The organism is Halopseudomonas pertucinogena (assembly GCF_014646575.1).
Lineage (GTDB): Bacteria > Pseudomonadota > Gammaproteobacteria > Pseudomonadales > Pseudomonadaceae > Halopseudomonas > Halopseudomonas pertucinogena.
This window is the reverse complement of the sequence record NZ_BMNN01000001.1, coordinates 1,036,208-1,053,962: the sequence shown is the minus strand read 5'-3', so window position 1 is coordinate 1,053,962 and position 17,755 is coordinate 1,036,208. Positions and strand designations below refer to the sequence as shown.

Genomic DNA, 17,755 nt, shown 5'->3' with positions numbered 1-17,755 from the left:
CTGATCAAACCGCAGCCACTTCGCTCAGAAGCCGCTGGACCAACGAGCCGCCGCCATGCCCGGCGGGATCTTCGCTGGCACGAAGGCGGTGGCCGACGACCGCCGGCAGCACTGCCTGCACGTCCTCGGGAATGACGTACGCGCGGCTTTCCAGCATCGCCCATGCCCGAGCGGCCGCCAGCAGCCCCAGACTGGCCCGAGGGGACAGCCCGTAGGCGCACTGCTGACTCTCCCGGGTACGGGTAACCAGACGCAGGATGTACTCCACCACAGCCTCGCTTGCGGTGACCCTGGGCACCAGCGACTGTATGGTCCTGAGCTGCTGCCGGGTGAGCACCGGCTGCAGCGCATCGAGCCGAGCCCGCCCGGTCTCACCCAACAGCAGCATCTTCTCCGCCGCCGGGGCTGGATAGCCGAGCGACAGGCGCATCAGGAAGCGGTCAAGCTGGGACTCCGGCAGGGTGAAGGTTCCGCCCTGGGTCGCCGGGTTCTGGGTAGCGATGACAAAGAACGGATCGGGCAATGGGCGGGTGGCTCCGTCGATGGTCACCTGCCCTTCTTCCATTGCCTCCAGCAAGGCGCTCTGGCTTTTCGGCGTAGCCCGGTTGATCTCGTCCGCCAGTACCAGCTCGGAGAAAATCGGCCCGGGGTGAAAAACGAAGCTGCCCGACTCACGATCGAACACCGAGGTACCGAGGATGTCTCCCGGCAGCAGGTCGCTGGTGAACTGGATGCGCTGATAGCTCATCCCCATTACTCTGGCCAGCGCCTGGGACAGGGTGGTCTTGCCCATCCCGGGCAGGTCCTCGATCAGCAGATGCCCCCGGGCCATGATGCAGGCCATCGCCAGCTTGACTGCCTGGGGCTTGCCCAGCAGCACCTGATTGATGGCATCCATGGCCTGTTTCAGAACGTCCTTCATCACTTCTCCTTAGGGGTGCTGCATGCGAATGTCAGGCCGTGCTGCACGGCGGGGAACTCCCGAACCTCGACGGAACCGGCACCGTGACGTTGTTGAGCATAGGCCAGCGGCACATTCTTTCACAAACCTTGCAAGAAGATTACATTCTGGTACTGTCTATCCATGCCGATGTCCTGTCGGTTTCTGCTACGCATCCGTTTACCGATTTTTGAATTTTTACGTTTATTGTCTTTCCACAAGGAGCAATGCTGTTCGCCATGAGCAAATCCCCCTCTATCGTGCTCACCCGCCTGGATATCCAACGCCTGGACGAGGTGCTGGATTCACTGGATGGGCCGATCGACCTGATGGAAGCTCTCGAGAACGAGATACTCCGGGCCAAGGTCGTCAGCCATAACAGCGTTGGTCCGGACGTGATCACCATGAACTCGCGTGTGCGTTTCGTGGATGAAAGCAGCGGCCGCGAGATGGTGCTGACCCTGGTGTACCCGGACAAGGCCGGCGCCGAAGGCACCATTTCCGTGCTGGCCCCGGTGGGCATCGCCCTGCTCGGCCTGAAGAAAGGCCAGAGCATTGACTGGACCGGCCCCAACGGTCGTCTGTTGAAACTCAAGATTCTCGATATCGAATATCAGCCCGAAGCCAGCGGCGACTTCCACCTGTAAACGGCCGGCGTTCTGCCGGGCCGTTCCTCTCATTTCAGCTCAATCGAATCCGCCGGTACATCGTGGCCGAGTTCAAGCTCGGCACGATCGGTCCACTGCTCGCCAAGTTCGGCCCTGACCGAGACGCCCAGTTCCTTGAACTCGCTGACCTGCTTGACCAGGTTGCCACGCCCGCTCACCAGTTGGCTGCAGGCCTTCTGGTAAGCGTCGGTAGCCTTCTCCAGACTGCTGCCGACGGCGTCCATGCTGCCGAGGAAAGTGCGCAGCTTGTCGTAGACCCGACCTGCCCGCTCCGCGAGTTCGGCCGTATGGCGGTTCTGGTCCTCGAAGCGCCATAACTGGCGCACGATATTCAGACTGGTCAGCAGCGTTGTAGGGGTCGCTACCAGCACATTCTGTTCGATGGCCTTCTGGAACAGGGTTTCGTCCGCCTTGAGCGCTTCGACGAAAGCCGACTCGATAGGCACGAACATGAACACCATCTCGGGCGCATTGAGCCCTGGAAGTTCGAAGTAATTGCGGTCGGCCAGCTCCCGTATGCGCTGACCGAAGGCATGGACATGTTCAGCCAGCGCAAGCTGCCGCTCCCCTTCTTCCTCACTGTTGATGTAGCGGGTGTAGGCGTTGAGCGACACCTTGGCATCGATGATGAGGTGCTTGCCCTGGGGCAGGTAAACCAGCACGTCGGGACGCTGGCGCTGGCCTTCCCGCGTGGTCATGCTGACCTCTCGCCTGAAATCAACCCCCGACCGCAGCCCGGAGCGCTCCAGCACATTTTCCAGAATCAGCTCGCCCCAGTTGCCCTGGGTCTTCTTCTGGCCACGCAGGGCCGTGCTGAGGTCGTGGGCTTCCCGGGTAATCTGCTGATTCAGCTCCTTGAGGTGCAGCAGCTCCTGCGCCAGCGCCGCCTGCTGCTGGGTGTCCTTGTGATGGATATCCTCGACCTTGCTGCGAAACTGTTCGATCTGTTCACGGAAGGGCTTGAGCAGAGCGTCAAGGGACTGCTGGCTGGTCTGGGTGAACGTCTGCCCCTTGGCCTCGAAGATGCGACTGGCCAATTGCTCGAACTCCAGCTTCAGCTGCTCGCGGCTCTCCTGCAACAACTGCTGCTGCTCGTCGAAATGCTGCTGGCGCTGCTCCAGGCTGGCCTGCAGGGTGGAATGCTGCACCCGCAGCTCCTCGTGCCTGTTCTGCAATTGCTGCAAGCGGATTTCCAGACGGTCCTTTTCCCGCCCCGTCCCGTTCAGCGCCTCCTGAAGCAATTCGATCCGGGTGCTCAGGCTACGCTCGCTGGCGAGCCGATCCTGGCTCTGGAGCTGAAGCTGGTGAAACTCCCGCGTGACGTCGTCGAGTCGCTCACGCAGTCGGGTACTGTTACGCAGTTGCAACCAGCCACTCGTCAGCCAGCCGGTAAGAAGCACTGCTGCAAGCGCCATCCAAAATATCTGCAAACTGGCCATCACGTTCTCCTGTGTAGCCCCTTAGCTTACTTATCGGGGCAGCGCACGCAATGGTCACATTTCTGACGCATTATGTATAACCCCCTACAAAAGCGACGGTATTTTGTTGTCCAGTGTCAGCCTTGTGCTATGTTTCTGGATGTTTCTATTCCATTGATGAAGGGATGCATGGTGGACACTACTCCCGTCCCGCTCCGTCGGCTGTTGTTGGTGGACCCCTGCGACGAGTGCGCGAGCCTGAATACACACCTACCGGCCGCGGGCTGGAAGATACAGAGCGTGAAGCTGGACCAGTCCAGCCTGCCCGACTCCGATCTGGGCATGCTGCGCCTGCATCCCGAGCATCTGGACGACCTGAACAAGGTCAAGGCCCTGATAAACCGGACCGGCATCCAGTGGGTGGTGGCGGTGCCGCCGTCCATGCTGCAGTTGCCGGTGGCATCCAGGTTCATCGCCGAATGGTTTCTCGATTACCATACGCTGCCCTTCGATACCTCCCGCATCCATATCGCTCTGGGTCGGGCCTGCGGTATGGCACATCTGCGCCGCCGACACCTTCATCCCGCGACCACCCGCGAGGAATTCGTTTTTGGCGACAGCGAGCAGGCCCGAGCGCTACAGAAACTCATCGCCCGCGTCGCCAATACGGATGCTCCAGTGCTGGTGCGGGGTGAAAGCGGCTCCGGCAAGGAGCTGATAGCCCGCTCGCTGCATGCCCAGTCCCTGCGTCGCGGGGCACCCTTCGTGGCGGTTAATTGCGGTGCCATACCGGACCAGTTGATCCAGTCCGAACTGTTCGGCCACGAGAAAGGCGCATTCACCGGCGCCCATCAGCGCAAGATCGGCCGCATCGAGGCGGCTGATGGTGGCACGCTTTTCCTCGACGAGATCGGCGACCTACCGTTGGAGCTGCAGGCAAATCTGTTGCGCTTCCTCCAGGAAAAGCAGATCGAGCGTGTCGGTGGCCACCAGACGCTGACAGTGGATGTGAGGGTGCTGGCCGCCACCCATGTCGACCTGGAAGCCGCGATAGCGGATGGCCGCTTCCGTGAAGATCTCTACTATCGCTTGAATGTGCTGGAAGTACGCACCACCCCGCTGCGTCAGCGCAGGGAAGATATCATTCCGATGGCTCGCCACTTCGCTCAGCTTTACATGGCCGAGATAGGTCGACGACCGCGCAATTTCAGCGCCGGCGCCATTCAGGCACTGTTGCAGCATGACTGGCCGGGCAACGCTCGTGAACTGGCCAATCGCGTACGCCGGGGTATGGCGCTGGCAGACGGCAGGGAAATCGAGGCTGCCGATCTCGGCCTAGCGGTATCATCAACGGCCGCCACAGGCACCGAGAGCCTTGAGACCAGCCTGTTGCGCGCCGAAGGCGAGGCTCTGCGGGCTGCGATAAGTCACAACCCGGGCAACATGAGCAAGGTGGCAGCGCAGTTGGGTATTTCCCGCCCTACCCTGTACCGCCTGCTGCGCAAACACCAGATCCGCCGGCGGGCTCAGAAGTAGTAGGGAAACTTCAGGCTCAGACTGAAATCCGGGGCATCGGGTGTCAGTCCCATCGACAGGTTCGGCACTACCGTCAGATTGTCGCTTACCGCCCAGGTCATGCCGATGTTGAAATAGGCTGCGTTCGCATCGCTGCCATTGACCGTCTGCCAGCCTCCGCCGTCATACTTGATGCGGGTGCTGCGACTGATCAGCTCGGAAAATGACATGGACATGCTCATTCGCTCGTTCAGCGCGAAGGCCATCCCCAAGCCGAACTGGAAGTGATCGCCGAGGTTCACGGTACCCGGAACGCGGATGCCGTCCTGTGGGCTGATGTCGCTGAAGTCCCGCTCGAAGTTATGGGTATAGGCCAGATTGGCGAATACCACCGCCGGGTCCAGCGTCTTCACCACAGCCAGGCCGGCGGTTGCCGCCCAGACACCGTTGCCGGTGGGCAGCGTCTCGGGAATGTTCAGGTTATCATTGTCAGGCTGTCGTTGCAGCTTTATGCCGTAGGGGTGTTTCCCCGTCGGCGATTTGATCCGCAGGCTGAATACCGCATCAGGGCGGGAAACACCTTCATCAAGAAACTTGTAGGACACCCCGAAGCTGATATCTCCCAGATCCGGCCCCTTGGTAACCGTAGCTTCGCTGTAGGTGGTGCTCGCTCCGCCCGCTCCGGCGGATTGATAGGTCGTTTCTCGATAGATGTAAGGCACGTTTACATCGAATTGCCAGCGCTGACGCCAGTTGTAACGGGCAGTGAGATCGAAGGTGAACGTATCGGCATTGATCTCGTCGACCCCGAGGTTGCCGAGAAATATCGCATCCAGTGCCAGGAAACCGTTCAGAAATAGTTGTCGGGTGTCATAGTGACTGTAGGTCAGGCCCGGCTCGATGCTGAAACGCCCGCCACCGAAGAAGCCGCTGGCCTCCTGATACAGCGCCTCGACGCTCGGCGCTGCTTCGGAATCATCTCGCAGCGCCTGCCCATATCCTGAACCGGAACCGCCAGCGGTGTTACTCGCCACCTGAGCCGGCGACCCTGGCTGCCCTGCCGGCCGGGCGGGTTGCGCCGCAGCGCTGCTGGTGCCTTCGAGCTGGCGCAACCGCTGCTCAAGAATCATCAATGCATTCTGTTGCGCTTCAAAACGCGCCCTGAGAACTTCCACCTCCCGGCGCAATGCTTCTTCCTCGCTGCTCTGGGCAAGGGCCGGAACACTGGCGCCCAATGTCAGGACAAGTGCCCATCCTGCAGATCTGCGCATGATGCATCTTCCTTGTAGTGATTACGTTATTCAGAATCCGACGGGGCGCAGGGCCCGCAGTTGCTCGAGTGTGCAGTTGGCAAAGTCCTGACCCAGGGGCAGCTCCTTCAGCCCAACGCTGAGGGTGACAAGGTTGCGTACGCTGTTGAGGTCGCCGGTGAAACTGGCCTGCTGCACCACCTTGCCCGTTCCGATCTGCTGCATGGCCGAGCCCTGGGTGCCGGCATCAAGCATGACCTTCAGACCACCGCCCTGGCGATCAATCAGCACCCTGCCCACCTCATTGGCAAAGCCGGTGCTGCCGGCCCAGGGGGTGGAACCGCCCGCCGGAACGTCGGCTTCACCGCCGCGCGATACCACGATTTCCAGATTGTTGAGACCGTTGTTGAAATCGCCCGCGCTGCGCACGCTCTGGGAAATGCCGCGCACATCAGTAAGTCCGGCCCCGCCTACCAGAGTGCCGGTACCCGGGCTCACCGTTCCCTCGGTGCCGGACAACTGGCTGGAGAGGTCAGTGACGTGCAGGCTCGGCTCCGCCCTGCCATTGACGTTGAAGGTCACGGCAGCGCCCACCGTCTGGCCAGCTCCGTTCTCCCAGACACTGCTCATGGTCACGCCAAAATGAATGATGCGATCAGGCATGACATAGCGTCCGCGCAGCTTGCTCAACTCCATGTCGCTCAGTTCGGCGGCCCGGAACGGATTGGCCCCGTGGGCGGGAAGACTGCATACGACCAGTAAAGCCATAAGGCATATGAGGGTTTTCATGGTCCTGCTCCCGGCGTTTGCCGTGCTCAGAAAAAATCGCTCTGGAGAAAGCCGAACTCCATCAGCTCTGCGTCCTTGACTGGACTGAACCTGTCGAGCCGGTGCCTGGCGGTCAATGGCTCCGGTGGCGTCAGGAGCGCGTTCTCCCGGTTGTAGCCCGGGCCTATGACGGCGAACACGATGCCGTTCCAGCCCCGGGCGAAGTCCTCAAGGGTCATCTTCTTGTGTCCGAGTACCGGATCACCGATGTACACCCAGTTGTCGCTGCTTACCTGCATGACGACGAAATGCTTGTATCCGCGGACATCGATCAGCACGATCGAAGGCACCTTTACCTGCGCCAGCTGCGCTGGCTGCAGCCGATAACCACGCGCCCGCAGGCCCAGTGACTCGGCATATCGCTTCATGTCCAGCATGGAAAACCCCATGCGGTGTACCAGTTGCGGATCAGCGCCGGCCAGCATGCCTTCGATGACCTGCTCCTCGGTGAAGTCCCAGCCGTAGGCTTCATTGAGCAGAGTGGCCATGGCGGCAGCACCGCAACTGAAGTCGGTACGCTGCTGTACCAGGTTGGCGAAGCGACGTTCGCGCATGCTCTGCAGCGGCTTGAAGGCCAAGCCACCACCCGGCAGGATCGCCAGTGGCTTGGGTGATGCCAGTGCGGGGAAAGGCGCTGACAACATCATCAGTGACGCCAGCACCATCCCCCACGGAAACCGTCGTTTCATATCCATATGCTCTGGTTGAAAAAGAGCCCGGGATCGCTCCCGGGCCCCTCAGCCCTTACGGACAGCCGCTGCAGCCTGCGGCGATGGACAGCGTATTGCTCTGCTGGTTGGTACCACCGGCGGCGATGTTCACCCCGGCATTGCCGGAGAAGTCATTCAACGAGCCGATCAGCGTGGCGTGGTTGTCTACGTCATTGTTCTGGGTGGGCCTGCCGGGTCCGCCATGGCCCGGACGACCATAACCGGAGGCCACCAGGCTGAGCGCACTTTCGCCAGCTTCGACACCGTTATAGGTATCGCTGGCCGCTGCGATCTGCAGAACCTCGATCGAAGCTTCGGCATTCTGGGCTTCGGTAGCGTTGGCAATGGCGGCATCGTTCTTCTGCTGGTTGAACGCGCCGGCAGCAACGTTCAGGCCCAGATTACCGGAGAAGTTGTTGGCTGCGTCTTCCACGGTAGCGTGATTCGAGACATCCAGGTTGCTCAGCTGGTTGCCGGCATTGAGCTGCCCGACGCCGACGCTGGCAGTGGCGCTGTGACCGAATACGAAGTCAGCGTCAGCATCTGCGGTGGAGATGGACAGGGCGTTCGCCTGCTGGTTGGTGTCGCCGGCGGCGACGTTGACGCCGGCATTCCCGCTGCCGTCCTGGATAGCATCATTGACGTAGGCATCATTGGTGGTGCCGTCATTCTCCACGGCGTTCAGCAGGCTGACCTGGACATCAGTCACCGATGCGCTGGATGCCGACGGATCCGGAGTGGGATCCGGCTTGGGCCCGGGCTTGCCCCCGGCCAGTGCGCCCATGGACATGGATGCGGCAACAACAAAGGCGATTGCGGTAAGTTTGTGCTTGGTTTTCATGACCTGAATCCTTGTGTGGCTTCGATTGTTTGTACTACTCCAGGATACGGATGCCGAGATTGTTGACCATGCGATTGCCAACCCCGGCAGCCTGATTCAGCTGGACTACGCCCCGACTGTCGCTGAACGCCCGGTCATCTATCTCGACCCGGCGGTCACCCGTCAGAGGAGGTTCTGCTGAATTCTGCGGCGACAGCGCAGCGGCCTGCGCCAGGCTGCTGTCGTCCAGGCTTTCGGGGCGCACACCGGCACCTATGCGAAAGCCATTGATCTGTTGGTTGGCTGCCCCGGCGCTCTGGTTAACCCCCAGCACACCGCTGCCGCCGCTGAACGCGTCTCCCTGGATACTGGCCTGGATCGCTGACGTACCGCGCGCTGCCGGCACCCCATCACGCTCCTGCCGGACGTTGATCCGCGGCATGTCGCCTGGCGCAACAGCCCGAGCATTGGCCTGTTGATGGGCATCGCCTGCGGCCTGATTGAGCATCAGGTTGCCCTGATAGCCGGCACCGCTGGAATCGATCACAGCGTTGTCAGCCATGGCAGGCAAACAGCACAGCAGGGAACAGATGATCAACAGATGACGAAGCCCCATGGTCATTTCCCCAGGTTCTGGAGTGGACGCAGACCCTGCTGGACACTGCGGTTGACATCGTTGCCGATACGAGCGGTGCCGCCGCCGGCTCGGGCGCCCCCTGCCCCTGCAGTGATTCCGAGCCCGCCTGCTCCGCGCAGATTGTTGTGCTTCTGTGCTCTGGTCTGATTGAAGACCTGCACCCCCCTGCCCAGGCTCGTACCGCTGGTCACGTTGGCAAAGTCGCGATCGGAAATTTCCATCGGATTCCGGGCGCTGCGGATGTTGTTGCGGATCTGCGTGGAGTGTTCGGGGTTGACGACTTGTGGGTTGGGGTCCGGCATCAACTCCTGACGAGCTGCGGCGCGGGGCTGGACCTCCCGGGAAATGAGGATGTCACCGTCGGCTGCCCGGGCCTGAAACTGGGTCAGAACGCAGATCGCAAGACCGATCAGACAGATCAGCAATTGCGACACGAGCGACGAAAGGTGGGTGACCATTTGGCGTATCCCTTTTGAGGCCTGAACAGGTGCATCCGCTTGTGATCAAGTCAGAGCAATCCCCGTGCCACCTGACCTAACCGCTTGATAGTCAAGGGTTCCCAACATCTGCACGGCGAATGGAAAAGGGAGGTGTGTCAACGGCGTTACAGGTGACCACGGCAAGGCCGCTGATCAGGCTGGGCTGAGGCCCGCTGGGTATCAGGGTCTCAGGACAAATGGCTGCCGATGGTCAGGGTGTATCAGAACTGAGAAAGGTCATTGGCGACCCGGAACTCATGGCTCTGGGACAGAGCGAGTGTTTCAGAACAGAGAAATGAAGGATGCGGAATGATCGGAAGGGAAAGTGAAAAGGCAGGAGCATGCTGCATCGACCGGGTCGATGCAGCATCGGATCAGCTCAGCCGCACTTGCTGTCGCCGCAGGCCAGGCAGGTCAGACAGCCGTCCATCTGTACCGCCGCCTTGGTGTGGCACTTGCCACACAGTTGTGCACCGGCCGGATAGTCTTCGGTACTGTCATCGCATTCGGCGTCGGTCTGGCTCTGGGCAGCGCGGCCGGTGAACTCGGCACGCTTCTGTTCCAGATAGGCGCGCTGGTGCTCATCCACTTCGTCCTTGATCAGGCCGATGTGCTTGAGATGCTGTTCGAGCACATCGCCGATCTCTGCTACCAGTGAAGGCATCCAGCGGCCCCCACGCTTCATGTATCCCCCCTTGGGGTCGAACACGCTGCGCAGCTCCTCCACCAGGAAGGTGCAATCACCTCCCTTGCGGAACACGGCCGAGATAATCAGCGTCAGCGCGGAAATCCACTGATAGTGCTCCATGTTCTTCGAATTAATGAAGATCTCGAAGGGCCGGCGCACCTCATGCTCACTGCCACGGTTGAGCACCACATCGTTGATGGTGACGTAGATCGCGTGCTCCGAGGTCGGGGTCTTGATCTTGTAGGTACAGCCTTCCAGATGCTCGGGGCGCTTGAGCTTTTCGTGCATCACCACATAGTCGGGCTTGGCCGGGACCTCGGCAACGACGGCCTGCTCGTCCGGCTTTACCACGGAGTAATCAACGATTTTCTTGCTGATCTTGATGGACATATCGTTTCCCTCGCTCCGCCATGTGGCGGAGCCGTTCAAATTGGTTCGACGCTTCAGAACTTGCCGTAATAGCCTTCCTTGAGCGCGTCATACAGGTTCGCAGCGGTGTGCTTTTCACCGTCGTACTCAATCTCGTCGCCGCCCTTGGCTTCCACCACGGTGCCGTCATCCAGCTTGAAGCGATAGGTGGTGTTGGCCAGGTCCTCTTCCTTCACCAGCACCCCCTGGAAGGCCTCGGGGTTGAAGCGGAAGGTGGTGCACCCCTTGAGCCCCTTGTGATAGGCGTACAGGTAGATATCCTTGAAATCCTCGTAGGGATAATCAGTGGGTACGTTGGCCGTCTTGGAGATCGACGAGTCGATCCATTTCTGCGCGGCCGCCTGCACATCCACGTGCTGGGTCGGGGTCACCTCGTCGGCGGAGATGAAGTAGTCCGGCAGGTTGCGGCCCTCGCCCTGGGTCTGCGGCAGCGCGTCAGGATTGACGAACTCGCGGTAGGCCAGCAGCTCGAAGCTGAATACGTCGACCTTTTCCTTGGACTTCTTGCCCTCACGTATGATGTTGCGGAAGTAGTGGTGGGCAAAGCTCGGTTCGATACCATTGGAGGCGTTGTTGGCCAGCGACAGGGAAATGGTCCCGGTCGGGGCGATCGAGCTGTGGTGGGTAAAGCGCGCGCCCTTCTCGGCCAGCGCCTCAACCAGTGCCGGGTCCTCCGCCGCCACCTGCTGCATGTAGCGGCTGTATTTCGCCCAGAGCACCTTGCCCTTGACCTTCTGCCCGACCTTGAAACCGTCCTTTTTCATTTCCGGGCGCTTGGCCAGCATGGCACCGGTAACGGTGAACTCCTCTTCCATCAGCGGCGCCGGGCCTTTTTCCTCGGCCAGCTGCAGACCGGTACGCCAGCCCTGCATCGCCATTTCCCGGGAGACACGCTCGGTGAACTCCAGGGACTTCTGATCGCCGTACTTCATGCACAGCATGGTCATGGTCGAACCCAGGCCGAGGAAGCCCATGCCGTGGCGGCGCTTGCGGAAGATCTCGTCGCGCTGCTGTTCCAGCGGCAGGCCGTTGATCTCCACCACGTTGTCCAGCATACGGGTGAAGATATCCACCACCTTGCGGTATTCGTCCCAGTCGAAACGGGCCTTGTCGGTGAAGGGGTCGCGAACGAACAGGGTCAGGTTGATCGAACCCAGCAGACAGGCACCGTAAGGCGGCAGCGGCTGCTCGCCACAGGGGTTGGTGGCGCGGATCTCTTCGCAGAACCAGTTGTTGTTCATCTCGTTGACCCGGTCAATGAGAATGAAACCCGGCTCGGCGAAGTCATAGGTGGACGTCATGATCATGTCCCAGATGCGCCGCGCCTTCATGGTGCGGAATATCCGGCAGGCCACCAGGCCATCCTCGCGGGTGACATAGCGCTCGTTGTTCGGCCATTCACGCCAGATCACCTGCTCCGGATCGTTGATATCCACCTGATCCGCTTCCGCTTCCGCCTGGCTCAACGGGAAGGCCAGCTTCCATTCGCTGTCGGACTCGACCGCCTGCATGAACTCCTCGGTGATCAGCAGCGACAGGTTGAACTGCCGCAGACGTCCACCCTCACGCTTGGCGCGAATGAAATCCGCCACGTCCGGGTGACCGACATCGAAAGTCGCCATCTGCGCGCCACGACGGCCACCGGCAGAGGAAACGGTGAAGCACATCTTGTCGTAGATATCCATGAACGACAGCGGGCCGGAAGTGTAGGCACCCGCGCCAGACACGTAGGCGCCGCGGGGACGCAGAGTGGAGAATTCATAGCCAATGCCGCAGCCGGCCTTTAGCGTCAATCCGGCCTCGTGCAGCTTGGCAAGAATGTCGTCCATCGAATCACCAATGGTGGCCGAGACCGTGCAGTTGATGGTTGAGGTGGCAGGCTTGTGTTCCAGAGCGCCGGCGTTGGAGGTGATGCGACCGGCGGGGATTGCCCCGTGGCGCAGGGCCCAGAGGAATTTTTCGTACCAGACCTCGCGCACTTCAGGAGCTTCCACCTCCGCGAGTGCCCGGGCAACGCGTTGATAGCTTGCGTCCACCGTCTGGTCGATGGCCACCCCATCCTTGGTTTTGAGTCGATATTTGGTATCCCAGATATCTTCCGAGGCAGGCTGCATGGGAATACTGCTGACCACGTTATGCAGACGCTGCACCTTGGCTGCTTGACTCATCATCTTCTCCTGAAATGCCGGTGATCCGCCTTGACTGCGCCCTTATGCCGCAGTCATCAAATCACTACCCGTTGTGCGTGGAGAAGAATGCTAGACCCACATATAGGGAATATCAACCATTAAATTTGGCCCCGGGGTCTTGACTTGGGCCGCAGCCCTGCGGCCCTCAGTCCAGAGCTGAATCGCCATCTATCGGAAAGAAAATCCCGCGGCTCCAGACGCCGGTGCGGGTCCGTCCTTGCCATTGATGCTCTTCGGCGAGCTCCGCCAACTGGTAGAACACGTTACGATGGAGCAGCGCCTCAAGGTTGTCCCGCAGCAACAGGTAAGGCGACGGCTCGCCGGTTCGCTCATCGATCTGAACCCGAATGGGATGCTCGTTACCTGCCACCACCTCGTGCTCGAGGCTGGTAAAGAAACGCAGTTCCTGCTCCCGTCCCCTGCCCTCCACTTCCAGGCGTACGATCACGAAAGGAACGTCATCCACGCGGATCGCCCACTTCTCGACCGGCGTCACCAGGTAGTAGCGTCCGTCCTCCTCCAGTCGCAGAATGCCGGAGAATAATTGCGCCAGTGCCAGCCGGGTGATGGGCTCGCCCTCGTGATACCAGGTCCCGTCACGGGCGATGTGCATGTCCAGCTCACCGCTCAACTCCGGATTCCAGAGGTGAACCGGTGCGGGCTCGCGGGCCGCACCTACGGTCGATTCGGGAAGATGCCTGAGCAGTGATTGTGCCGGGGGTTGTCGGGTGTCCATCCTGTGCTCCCTGTTGCAGTGACCGTGTTTCAGCGATTGCCCAACAGTTGACGTGTATAGGTCTGCATGGGTTCCCTGAGCAGATCCTCCGGACGCGAGCGGCTGAAATCGAGGAATCCGGTGCGGTTTTCGATGGTGACGAAGTCCACCAGCCGACCGGTGCCCGTTTCCATCAGCATCAGTTGCAACACCACCTCATCCCGGCCCACGTGCCCGTCCCGTACGCGCTCCTGATCCGTGCCGCCACTGGCGCGCGCGCTGGCGAAGCGGGTGTACAGCAGATAGTCCATGCCGTGCTGGCGAGCACTGCTCAGCGCCTCGTCCAGCCCCTGCGGCTGCGGCGCCCGGCGCACCATGGGGAATACCTGCACGGCGGCGCCAAAGGCTTCCTCGGCAAGGAGGTTCGGCCTGGCATGAGCGTGGCCGACAGGGTCGAAGTGGCTCTGGGCAATGTACATCCGCGAATCCGGCTGCAGCCGCCAGTTGCCGCTGCGCTGGATCTGCACACTGTCGATCAGCCGTGCATCACTCAGCAGCTGGCGCCCCTCATCGCGCATATGCGAAGGCGTGCATCCGGCGAGCCCCAGGGCGATCAGCGCCGCCAGCAGGCGGGGCGTCACAGGCCACGCATCCATTCGGGGCGCAGGCCGGCATGGGCTGGACGTTCCACAGCCTCCCGCACCTGCGCCAGCATACGCGCCTTGTCCCGCCCCAGCGTGCCCTTGAGCACCAGATAATTGGAAGCGTGATCGCTGCGAAAAACGGTTTTCTCCAGCTCCAGCGCAGAGAGAAACTGCTCCATTTCGATAAACAGGCCTTGCTGTTCCAGCGGCTGAAAATCCGGGAACTGCTCGCGATAGCGATCCAGTCCGTTGGGGAAACTGACCACGAGCGTCGACAAGTAGTCAGGCTGGGTGAGATTCATCAGGCGGGCGGAGTTGGCGGCATGCTGTGGCGACAGCGACTGACCTCCCAGGCCATTCAGAATCATCACCGAGGTTCGCAGTCCCGCTTCCCGGGCCTTGATCAGGGCCTCGGCGGTGGAGTCGAAGGTCTCGCCCTTGTTCACCCGCCGCAACACCTCATCATCACCCGACTCGGCTCCGACATAGAGCATCTGCAACCCTGCTTCACGCAGCTGTCGCAGTTCCTCCACCGACTTGCGACGCAGATTGCGCGGCAGGCAGTACGAGGTCACCCGCGTCACTTCGGGCATGTGTTCGGCAATCGCCTGCAGGATGCGCAGCAGCCTGTGTGTCGGCAGTACCATCGCATCGCCATCCGCCAGAAACACGCGCTGCACGATCATCCGCTCGCCGCAGCGGCGGATTTCCTCCAGCACCTGCTCCTCATCCCGGGCGCGAAATTTCTTCTGCGGCGCGGTGTACATGTCGCAGAAAGTGCACTTGTTCCACGAACAGCCATTGGTGACCGGCAGGATAAGCGAATGCGCTTCGCTCGGCGGACGGAACACCGGCTCGATGTAGTCGATGGGGAATTGAATCCTGGCAGTCATGTAACTCTCCAATCGTGACACGGCAACAGTCTACAGGATTACGCCCGCCGGGGGATGCGAGCGACTGCTTCTCTCACCCTTTTGGGGTTTGGCGTGGGCCGGAACAGTTCCTTTAATGTGCGGATACGGAAGGTAACAGGCCACTGGCCATGTACACGAAACAAGGAACAACAATAATGCACAGCCCCATCAGAACCTCTCCCGCGCGCCTGGTCATCTCCTCCCTCTCGGCCCTCGCCCTGGCAGTCAGCCTCAGCGGCTGCCTGTCCGGTGGCGGCGGCTCCAGCAGCGACTCCGGCTCGCCGGCAGACAATCCGCTGCGAGTCTCCACCCAGCAGGGTGACTATACCGGCATCAGCGAGTCGGGCATGCGGGTCTTCCGCGGCATCCGCTATGGCCAGGCAGAGCGTTTCGCCAGCCCCTCGTTCCCTGCCGCCCATGACGGAGTGATCGAGCTGGATGAAAGCTTCGGTTCAGCCTGCCCGCAGATCGGCAGCAATTTTGGTGAGGCCAGCGTCAACGAGGACTGCCTGTTCCTCAACGTATACGCACCCGAAGAACCCGGCGATTACCCGGTCATGGTCTGGATACATGGCGGAGCCTTCATCTACGGCTCCGGTGGCGCCAGCTACGAGCCCGAGCGACTGGTCGAACAGGGAGTGGTGGTCGTCACACTCAACTACCGCCTCGGTGCCCTCGGCTTCCTGCCCCTCGCCGCGCTGGGCGACCCCAACTTCGGCCTGCAGGACCAGCAGCTGGCGCTGCAATGGGTGCAGGACAACATCGCCGAGTTCGGCGGCGATCCTGACAATGTCACGCTCTTCGGTGAGTCCGCGGGCGGCCACAGCGTCATGAGTCAACTGGCGTCGCCGGCGGCAGCCGGTCTGTTCCACAAGGCGATCGTGCAGAGCGGCTCCTACAATGGCGATCAGCTGCCCCTCCCCATTGGACAGGCGCTGTTCGGTAATCCAACCGTGGCCGCCACCACCTGCGCCGGCTCGGCAGATAATGAGGCTCTGGTCAGCTGCCTGCGCAGCCTGTCAGTCGAGGAACTGCTGGACGCCCAGGCGGGCAGCGCACTGCCGTCCACTGGCACGCCCACCCTGCCCCTCTCGATCAACGATGCCCTGGCCAGTGGCGAGTTCAACCAGGTGCCGGTGATCATGGGCAGCAACCTCAATGAGGGCAGCCTGTTCACACTGCTGGCGCTGGCGGAAGATCCTACCGCCTTTGCCTCTGCAGAGGCCTATCGCGATGCGGTAGCCGACCTGCTCTCCGAAGACCCGAGCCTGAATGCCAGCGATATCGCCAATCACTACCTGGGGCGGTTTGCCGGCGATCCGGCTATCACCGTAACTGCCTACAGTGCCATAGGCACCGACTGGCGCTTCAACTGCCCCAACAGCGCCCAGTGGGACCTGCTCAGGGACCAGGTGCCCACCTGGGGCTATTGGTTCACGGACGAAGATGCTCCGCTGCTGCCGGGGCTGCCTCCCGTGATCGAGATGGGAGCAACCCACACCGCCGAAATCCAGTTCGTGCTTGCTTCGGAGGAAACCCTGAGGGCGCGTGGCGCAACCGAGGAACAACTGCAACTGGCTGAACACATGGCCCGCTACTGGACCAATTTCGCCCGCTATGGTGATGACCCGGCGATCGGACCCAATGGCACCGATGGTGCTGCTGAAGCGGTGGAGTGGCCGAGACTGGCGGCCAGTGACCAGATCATCGAGCTGGATTCGCCCCGCCCCGGCGTCGTGGCGAAGGCCTCCTTCGATGACACTCACAACTGCAGTTACTGGCGCGACCAACTGAACCCGCGCTGACAGCCCCTGGAGGTGCTCCAGGGCACCTCCATCCACCTCACTCCCTGTCCGGGTTCCGGGGCAGCACCGCCAGGAAGTTGTCCCGTGCCACCCGGTGCGCTACCGGCTCGGAAAGCGCGTCGAGAAAAACGTCGAAGGCGGTCATGTGCTCGCCGAGGCGCTTGAAGCTCCCTACCACATCCGAGCCGATCATGAAGCGCTCCGGGTGACTCTCGACCAGCTGAACCCACTGCGGCTCCGGCCGGCCCTGCGAGTCCAGCAGGTAGGGCTCGAGCATGGTCCAGGACAGGTCGATATACAGATTCGGATAAAGCCCGAGCATTCTCTCCAGCTCCTCGAAGAGGAACGTCAGCTTCTCCTGATGGCGATGGATCTCCTTGCTGGTGCCGGCATGGGCCCAGATGAAGCGCACCTTCGGATGATCGCGCAGGGCTTCCTCCAGCTCGGGCAGGTACAGGGGATTGCGCTCGCGCTTGGAGGTGATGTTGCTGTGGATCATCACCGGCAGGTCGAACTCCTCGGCCAGGAAATAAATCCGCCGGAGCGCCTCGCTGTTGGCCCTCGGCGTCTCGCTGTAGGTAAGTGCGGTGAGGTCATCATGACGGGTGAAGATTTCACCGATGCCCTTCCACATGCCCGGATACATCTTCAGCAGCCGGCGCACATGCTCATCGGCATTCTTGTCGTTCGGGTTGAAGCCCGTGAGAAAGGGATGGAAGCGCTTGCGCTGCTCGGGCGTCAGCTGCTGGAGCGCATGGGCAACGATATGATCGGTTGCGCTGTACCAGTAGGCCCCGGCGTCATCCCCGGCGTAGTAACGCGGGCGGCGGGGCTCGTCCTCGTGCCACTTCTTGGCAACCGAAATGCCGGTGAGCATCACATGCTCGATGTCGTGTGCGTCCATCTGTTCGAGCAGGCTGTCCATGCCGTCGCTTTCCTGGAAGAAGTCGACGTAATGCAGATGGGCATCGGTATAGGTGTAATCACGGGCGTGTACCTGCCACGCGCCCAGCGCGACCAGCAGGCAAAGCAGTCTAGGAAAAAGCGGCAAGCGGTAAACTCCTGATTCGGCGGATCACCCCGATAGACCGGGGCGCCGCCGTCGA

General features: G+C 61.3%; 17 protein-coding genes. 3 read left to right on the top strand and 14 right to left on the bottom strand.

Annotated features, from left to right (window positions below; genetic code table 11):
* Positions 1-4: 4 nt before the first annotated feature.
* Entirely contained in the window at positions 5-922 is a 918-nt protein-coding gene (locus IEW63_RS05035) for an AAA family ATPase (RefSeq protein WP_188635452.1), read from the bottom strand.
* Positions 923-1,179: 257 nt separating this feature from the next.
* Here IEW63_RS05035 and rnk point away from each other — a divergent pair, with 257 nt between their 5' ends.
* Positions 1,180-1,587 carry a nucleoside diphosphate kinase regulator gene (rnk, locus tag IEW63_RS05030; protein ID WP_188635451.1) on the top strand — a complete coding sequence of 136 codons (408 nt, stop codon included), beginning with the start codon at positions 1,180-1,182 and terminating at the stop codon, positions 1,585-1,587.
* Between the two features lie 29 nt (positions 1,588-1,616).
* Here rnk and IEW63_RS05025 read toward each other — a convergent pair whose 3' ends face one another.
* Entirely contained in the window at positions 1,617-3,047 is a 1,431-nt protein-coding gene (locus IEW63_RS05025) for a DNA recombination protein RmuC (RefSeq protein ID WP_188635450.1), read from the bottom strand.
* A gap of 168 nt (positions 3,048-3,215) precedes the next feature.
* On the opposite strand from IEW63_RS05025, the gene IEW63_RS05020 reads away from it, so the two are divergent.
* Positions 3,216-4,562, top strand: a complete 1,347-nt coding sequence (locus IEW63_RS05020) for a sigma-54 dependent transcriptional regulator (protein WP_188635449.1) — start codon at positions 3,216-3,218, stop codon at positions 4,560-4,562.
* Here IEW63_RS05020 and fapF read toward each other — a convergent pair.
* The 11 genes from fapF to IEW63_RS04965 form a co-directional block, all read right to left on the bottom strand.
* Positions 4,553-5,812 (bottom strand): fibril amyloid transporter FapF, encoded by a 1,260-nt coding sequence (gene fapF / locus IEW63_RS05015; RefSeq protein WP_188635448.1) that lies wholly within the window; start codon positions 5,810-5,812, stop codon positions 4,553-4,555. The two genes, IEW63_RS05020 and fapF, sit on opposite strands and share 10 nt — an antisense overlap.
* Before the next feature lie 30 nt (positions 5,813-5,842).
* Positions 5,843-6,580 carry a fibril amyloid subunit FapE gene (gene fapE, locus IEW63_RS05010; RefSeq protein WP_188635447.1) on the bottom strand — a complete coding sequence of 246 codons (738 nt, stop codon included), beginning with the start codon at positions 6,578-6,580 and terminating at the stop codon, positions 5,843-5,845.
* Positions 6,581-6,606: 26 nt separating this feature from the next.
* Entirely contained in the window at positions 6,607-7,266 is a 660-nt protein-coding gene (fapD, locus tag IEW63_RS05005; RefSeq protein WP_229710351.1) for a fibril amyloid maturation endopeptidase FapD, read from the bottom strand.
* A 97-nt stretch (positions 7,267-7,363) separates the two neighbouring features.
* Positions 7,364-8,170: an amyloid-like fimbrin subunit FapC gene (fapC, locus tag IEW63_RS05000; protein ID WP_188635446.1), complete on the bottom strand. Its 807-nt coding sequence runs from the start codon at positions 8,168-8,170 to the stop codon at positions 7,364-7,366.
* Positions 8,171-8,204: 34 nt separating this feature from the next.
* On the bottom strand, positions 8,205-8,765 hold the full coding sequence (gene fapB, locus IEW63_RS04995) for a fibril amyloid subunit FapB (protein ID WP_188635445.1): 561 nt from the start codon (positions 8,763-8,765) through the stop codon (positions 8,205-8,207).
* 2 nt (positions 8,766-8,767) lie between these two features.
* On the bottom strand, positions 8,768-9,244 hold the full coding sequence (gene fapA / locus IEW63_RS04990; protein ID WP_229710319.1) for a functional amyloid chaperone FapA: 477 nt from the start codon (positions 9,242-9,244) through the stop codon (positions 8,768-8,770).
* Positions 9,245-9,644: 400 nt separating this feature from the next.
* Positions 9,645-10,343 carry a TSCPD domain-containing protein gene (locus IEW63_RS04985; protein WP_188635444.1) on the bottom strand — a complete coding sequence of 233 codons (699 nt, stop codon included), beginning with the start codon at positions 10,341-10,343 and terminating at the stop codon, positions 9,645-9,647.
* Between the two features lie 53 nt (positions 10,344-10,396).
* Positions 10,397-12,550, bottom strand: a complete 2,154-nt coding sequence (locus IEW63_RS04980) for an adenosylcobalamin-dependent ribonucleoside-diphosphate reductase (protein ID WP_188635443.1) — start codon at positions 12,548-12,550, stop codon at positions 10,397-10,399.
* Between the two features lie 166 nt (positions 12,551-12,716).
* A complete protein-coding gene (locus tag IEW63_RS04975; RefSeq protein WP_188635442.1) occupies positions 12,717-13,307 on the bottom strand; it encodes a DUF1285 domain-containing protein in 591 nt (196 codons plus the stop codon).
* Positions 13,308-13,336: 29 nt separating this feature from the next.
* Positions 13,337-13,927, bottom strand: coding sequence for a DUF4823 domain-containing protein (locus tag IEW63_RS04970; RefSeq protein WP_229710318.1), 591 nt, complete (start codon positions 13,925-13,927; stop codon positions 13,337-13,339).
* Positions 13,924-14,823: a radical SAM protein gene (locus IEW63_RS04965; RefSeq protein WP_188635440.1), complete on the bottom strand. Its 900-nt coding sequence runs from the start codon at positions 14,821-14,823 to the stop codon at positions 13,924-13,926. Before IEW63_RS04965 ends, IEW63_RS04970 begins: the two co-directional genes overlap by 4 nt.
* A gap of 176 nt (positions 14,824-14,999) precedes the next feature.
* Between IEW63_RS04965 and IEW63_RS04960 the strand changes: the two genes are divergently transcribed.
* Positions 15,000-16,649 (top strand): carboxylesterase/lipase family protein, encoded by a 1,650-nt coding sequence (locus IEW63_RS04960; protein WP_188635439.1) that lies wholly within the window; start codon positions 15,000-15,002, stop codon positions 16,647-16,649.
* A 37-nt stretch (positions 16,650-16,686) separates the two neighbouring features.
* Here the strand turns inward: IEW63_RS04960 and IEW63_RS04955 are convergent, their stop codons facing one another.
* On the bottom strand, positions 16,687-17,700 hold the full coding sequence (locus IEW63_RS04955; RefSeq protein WP_188635438.1) for an amidohydrolase family protein: 1,014 nt from the start codon (positions 17,698-17,700) through the stop codon (positions 16,687-16,689).
* Positions 17,701-17,755: the final 55 nt, after the last annotated feature.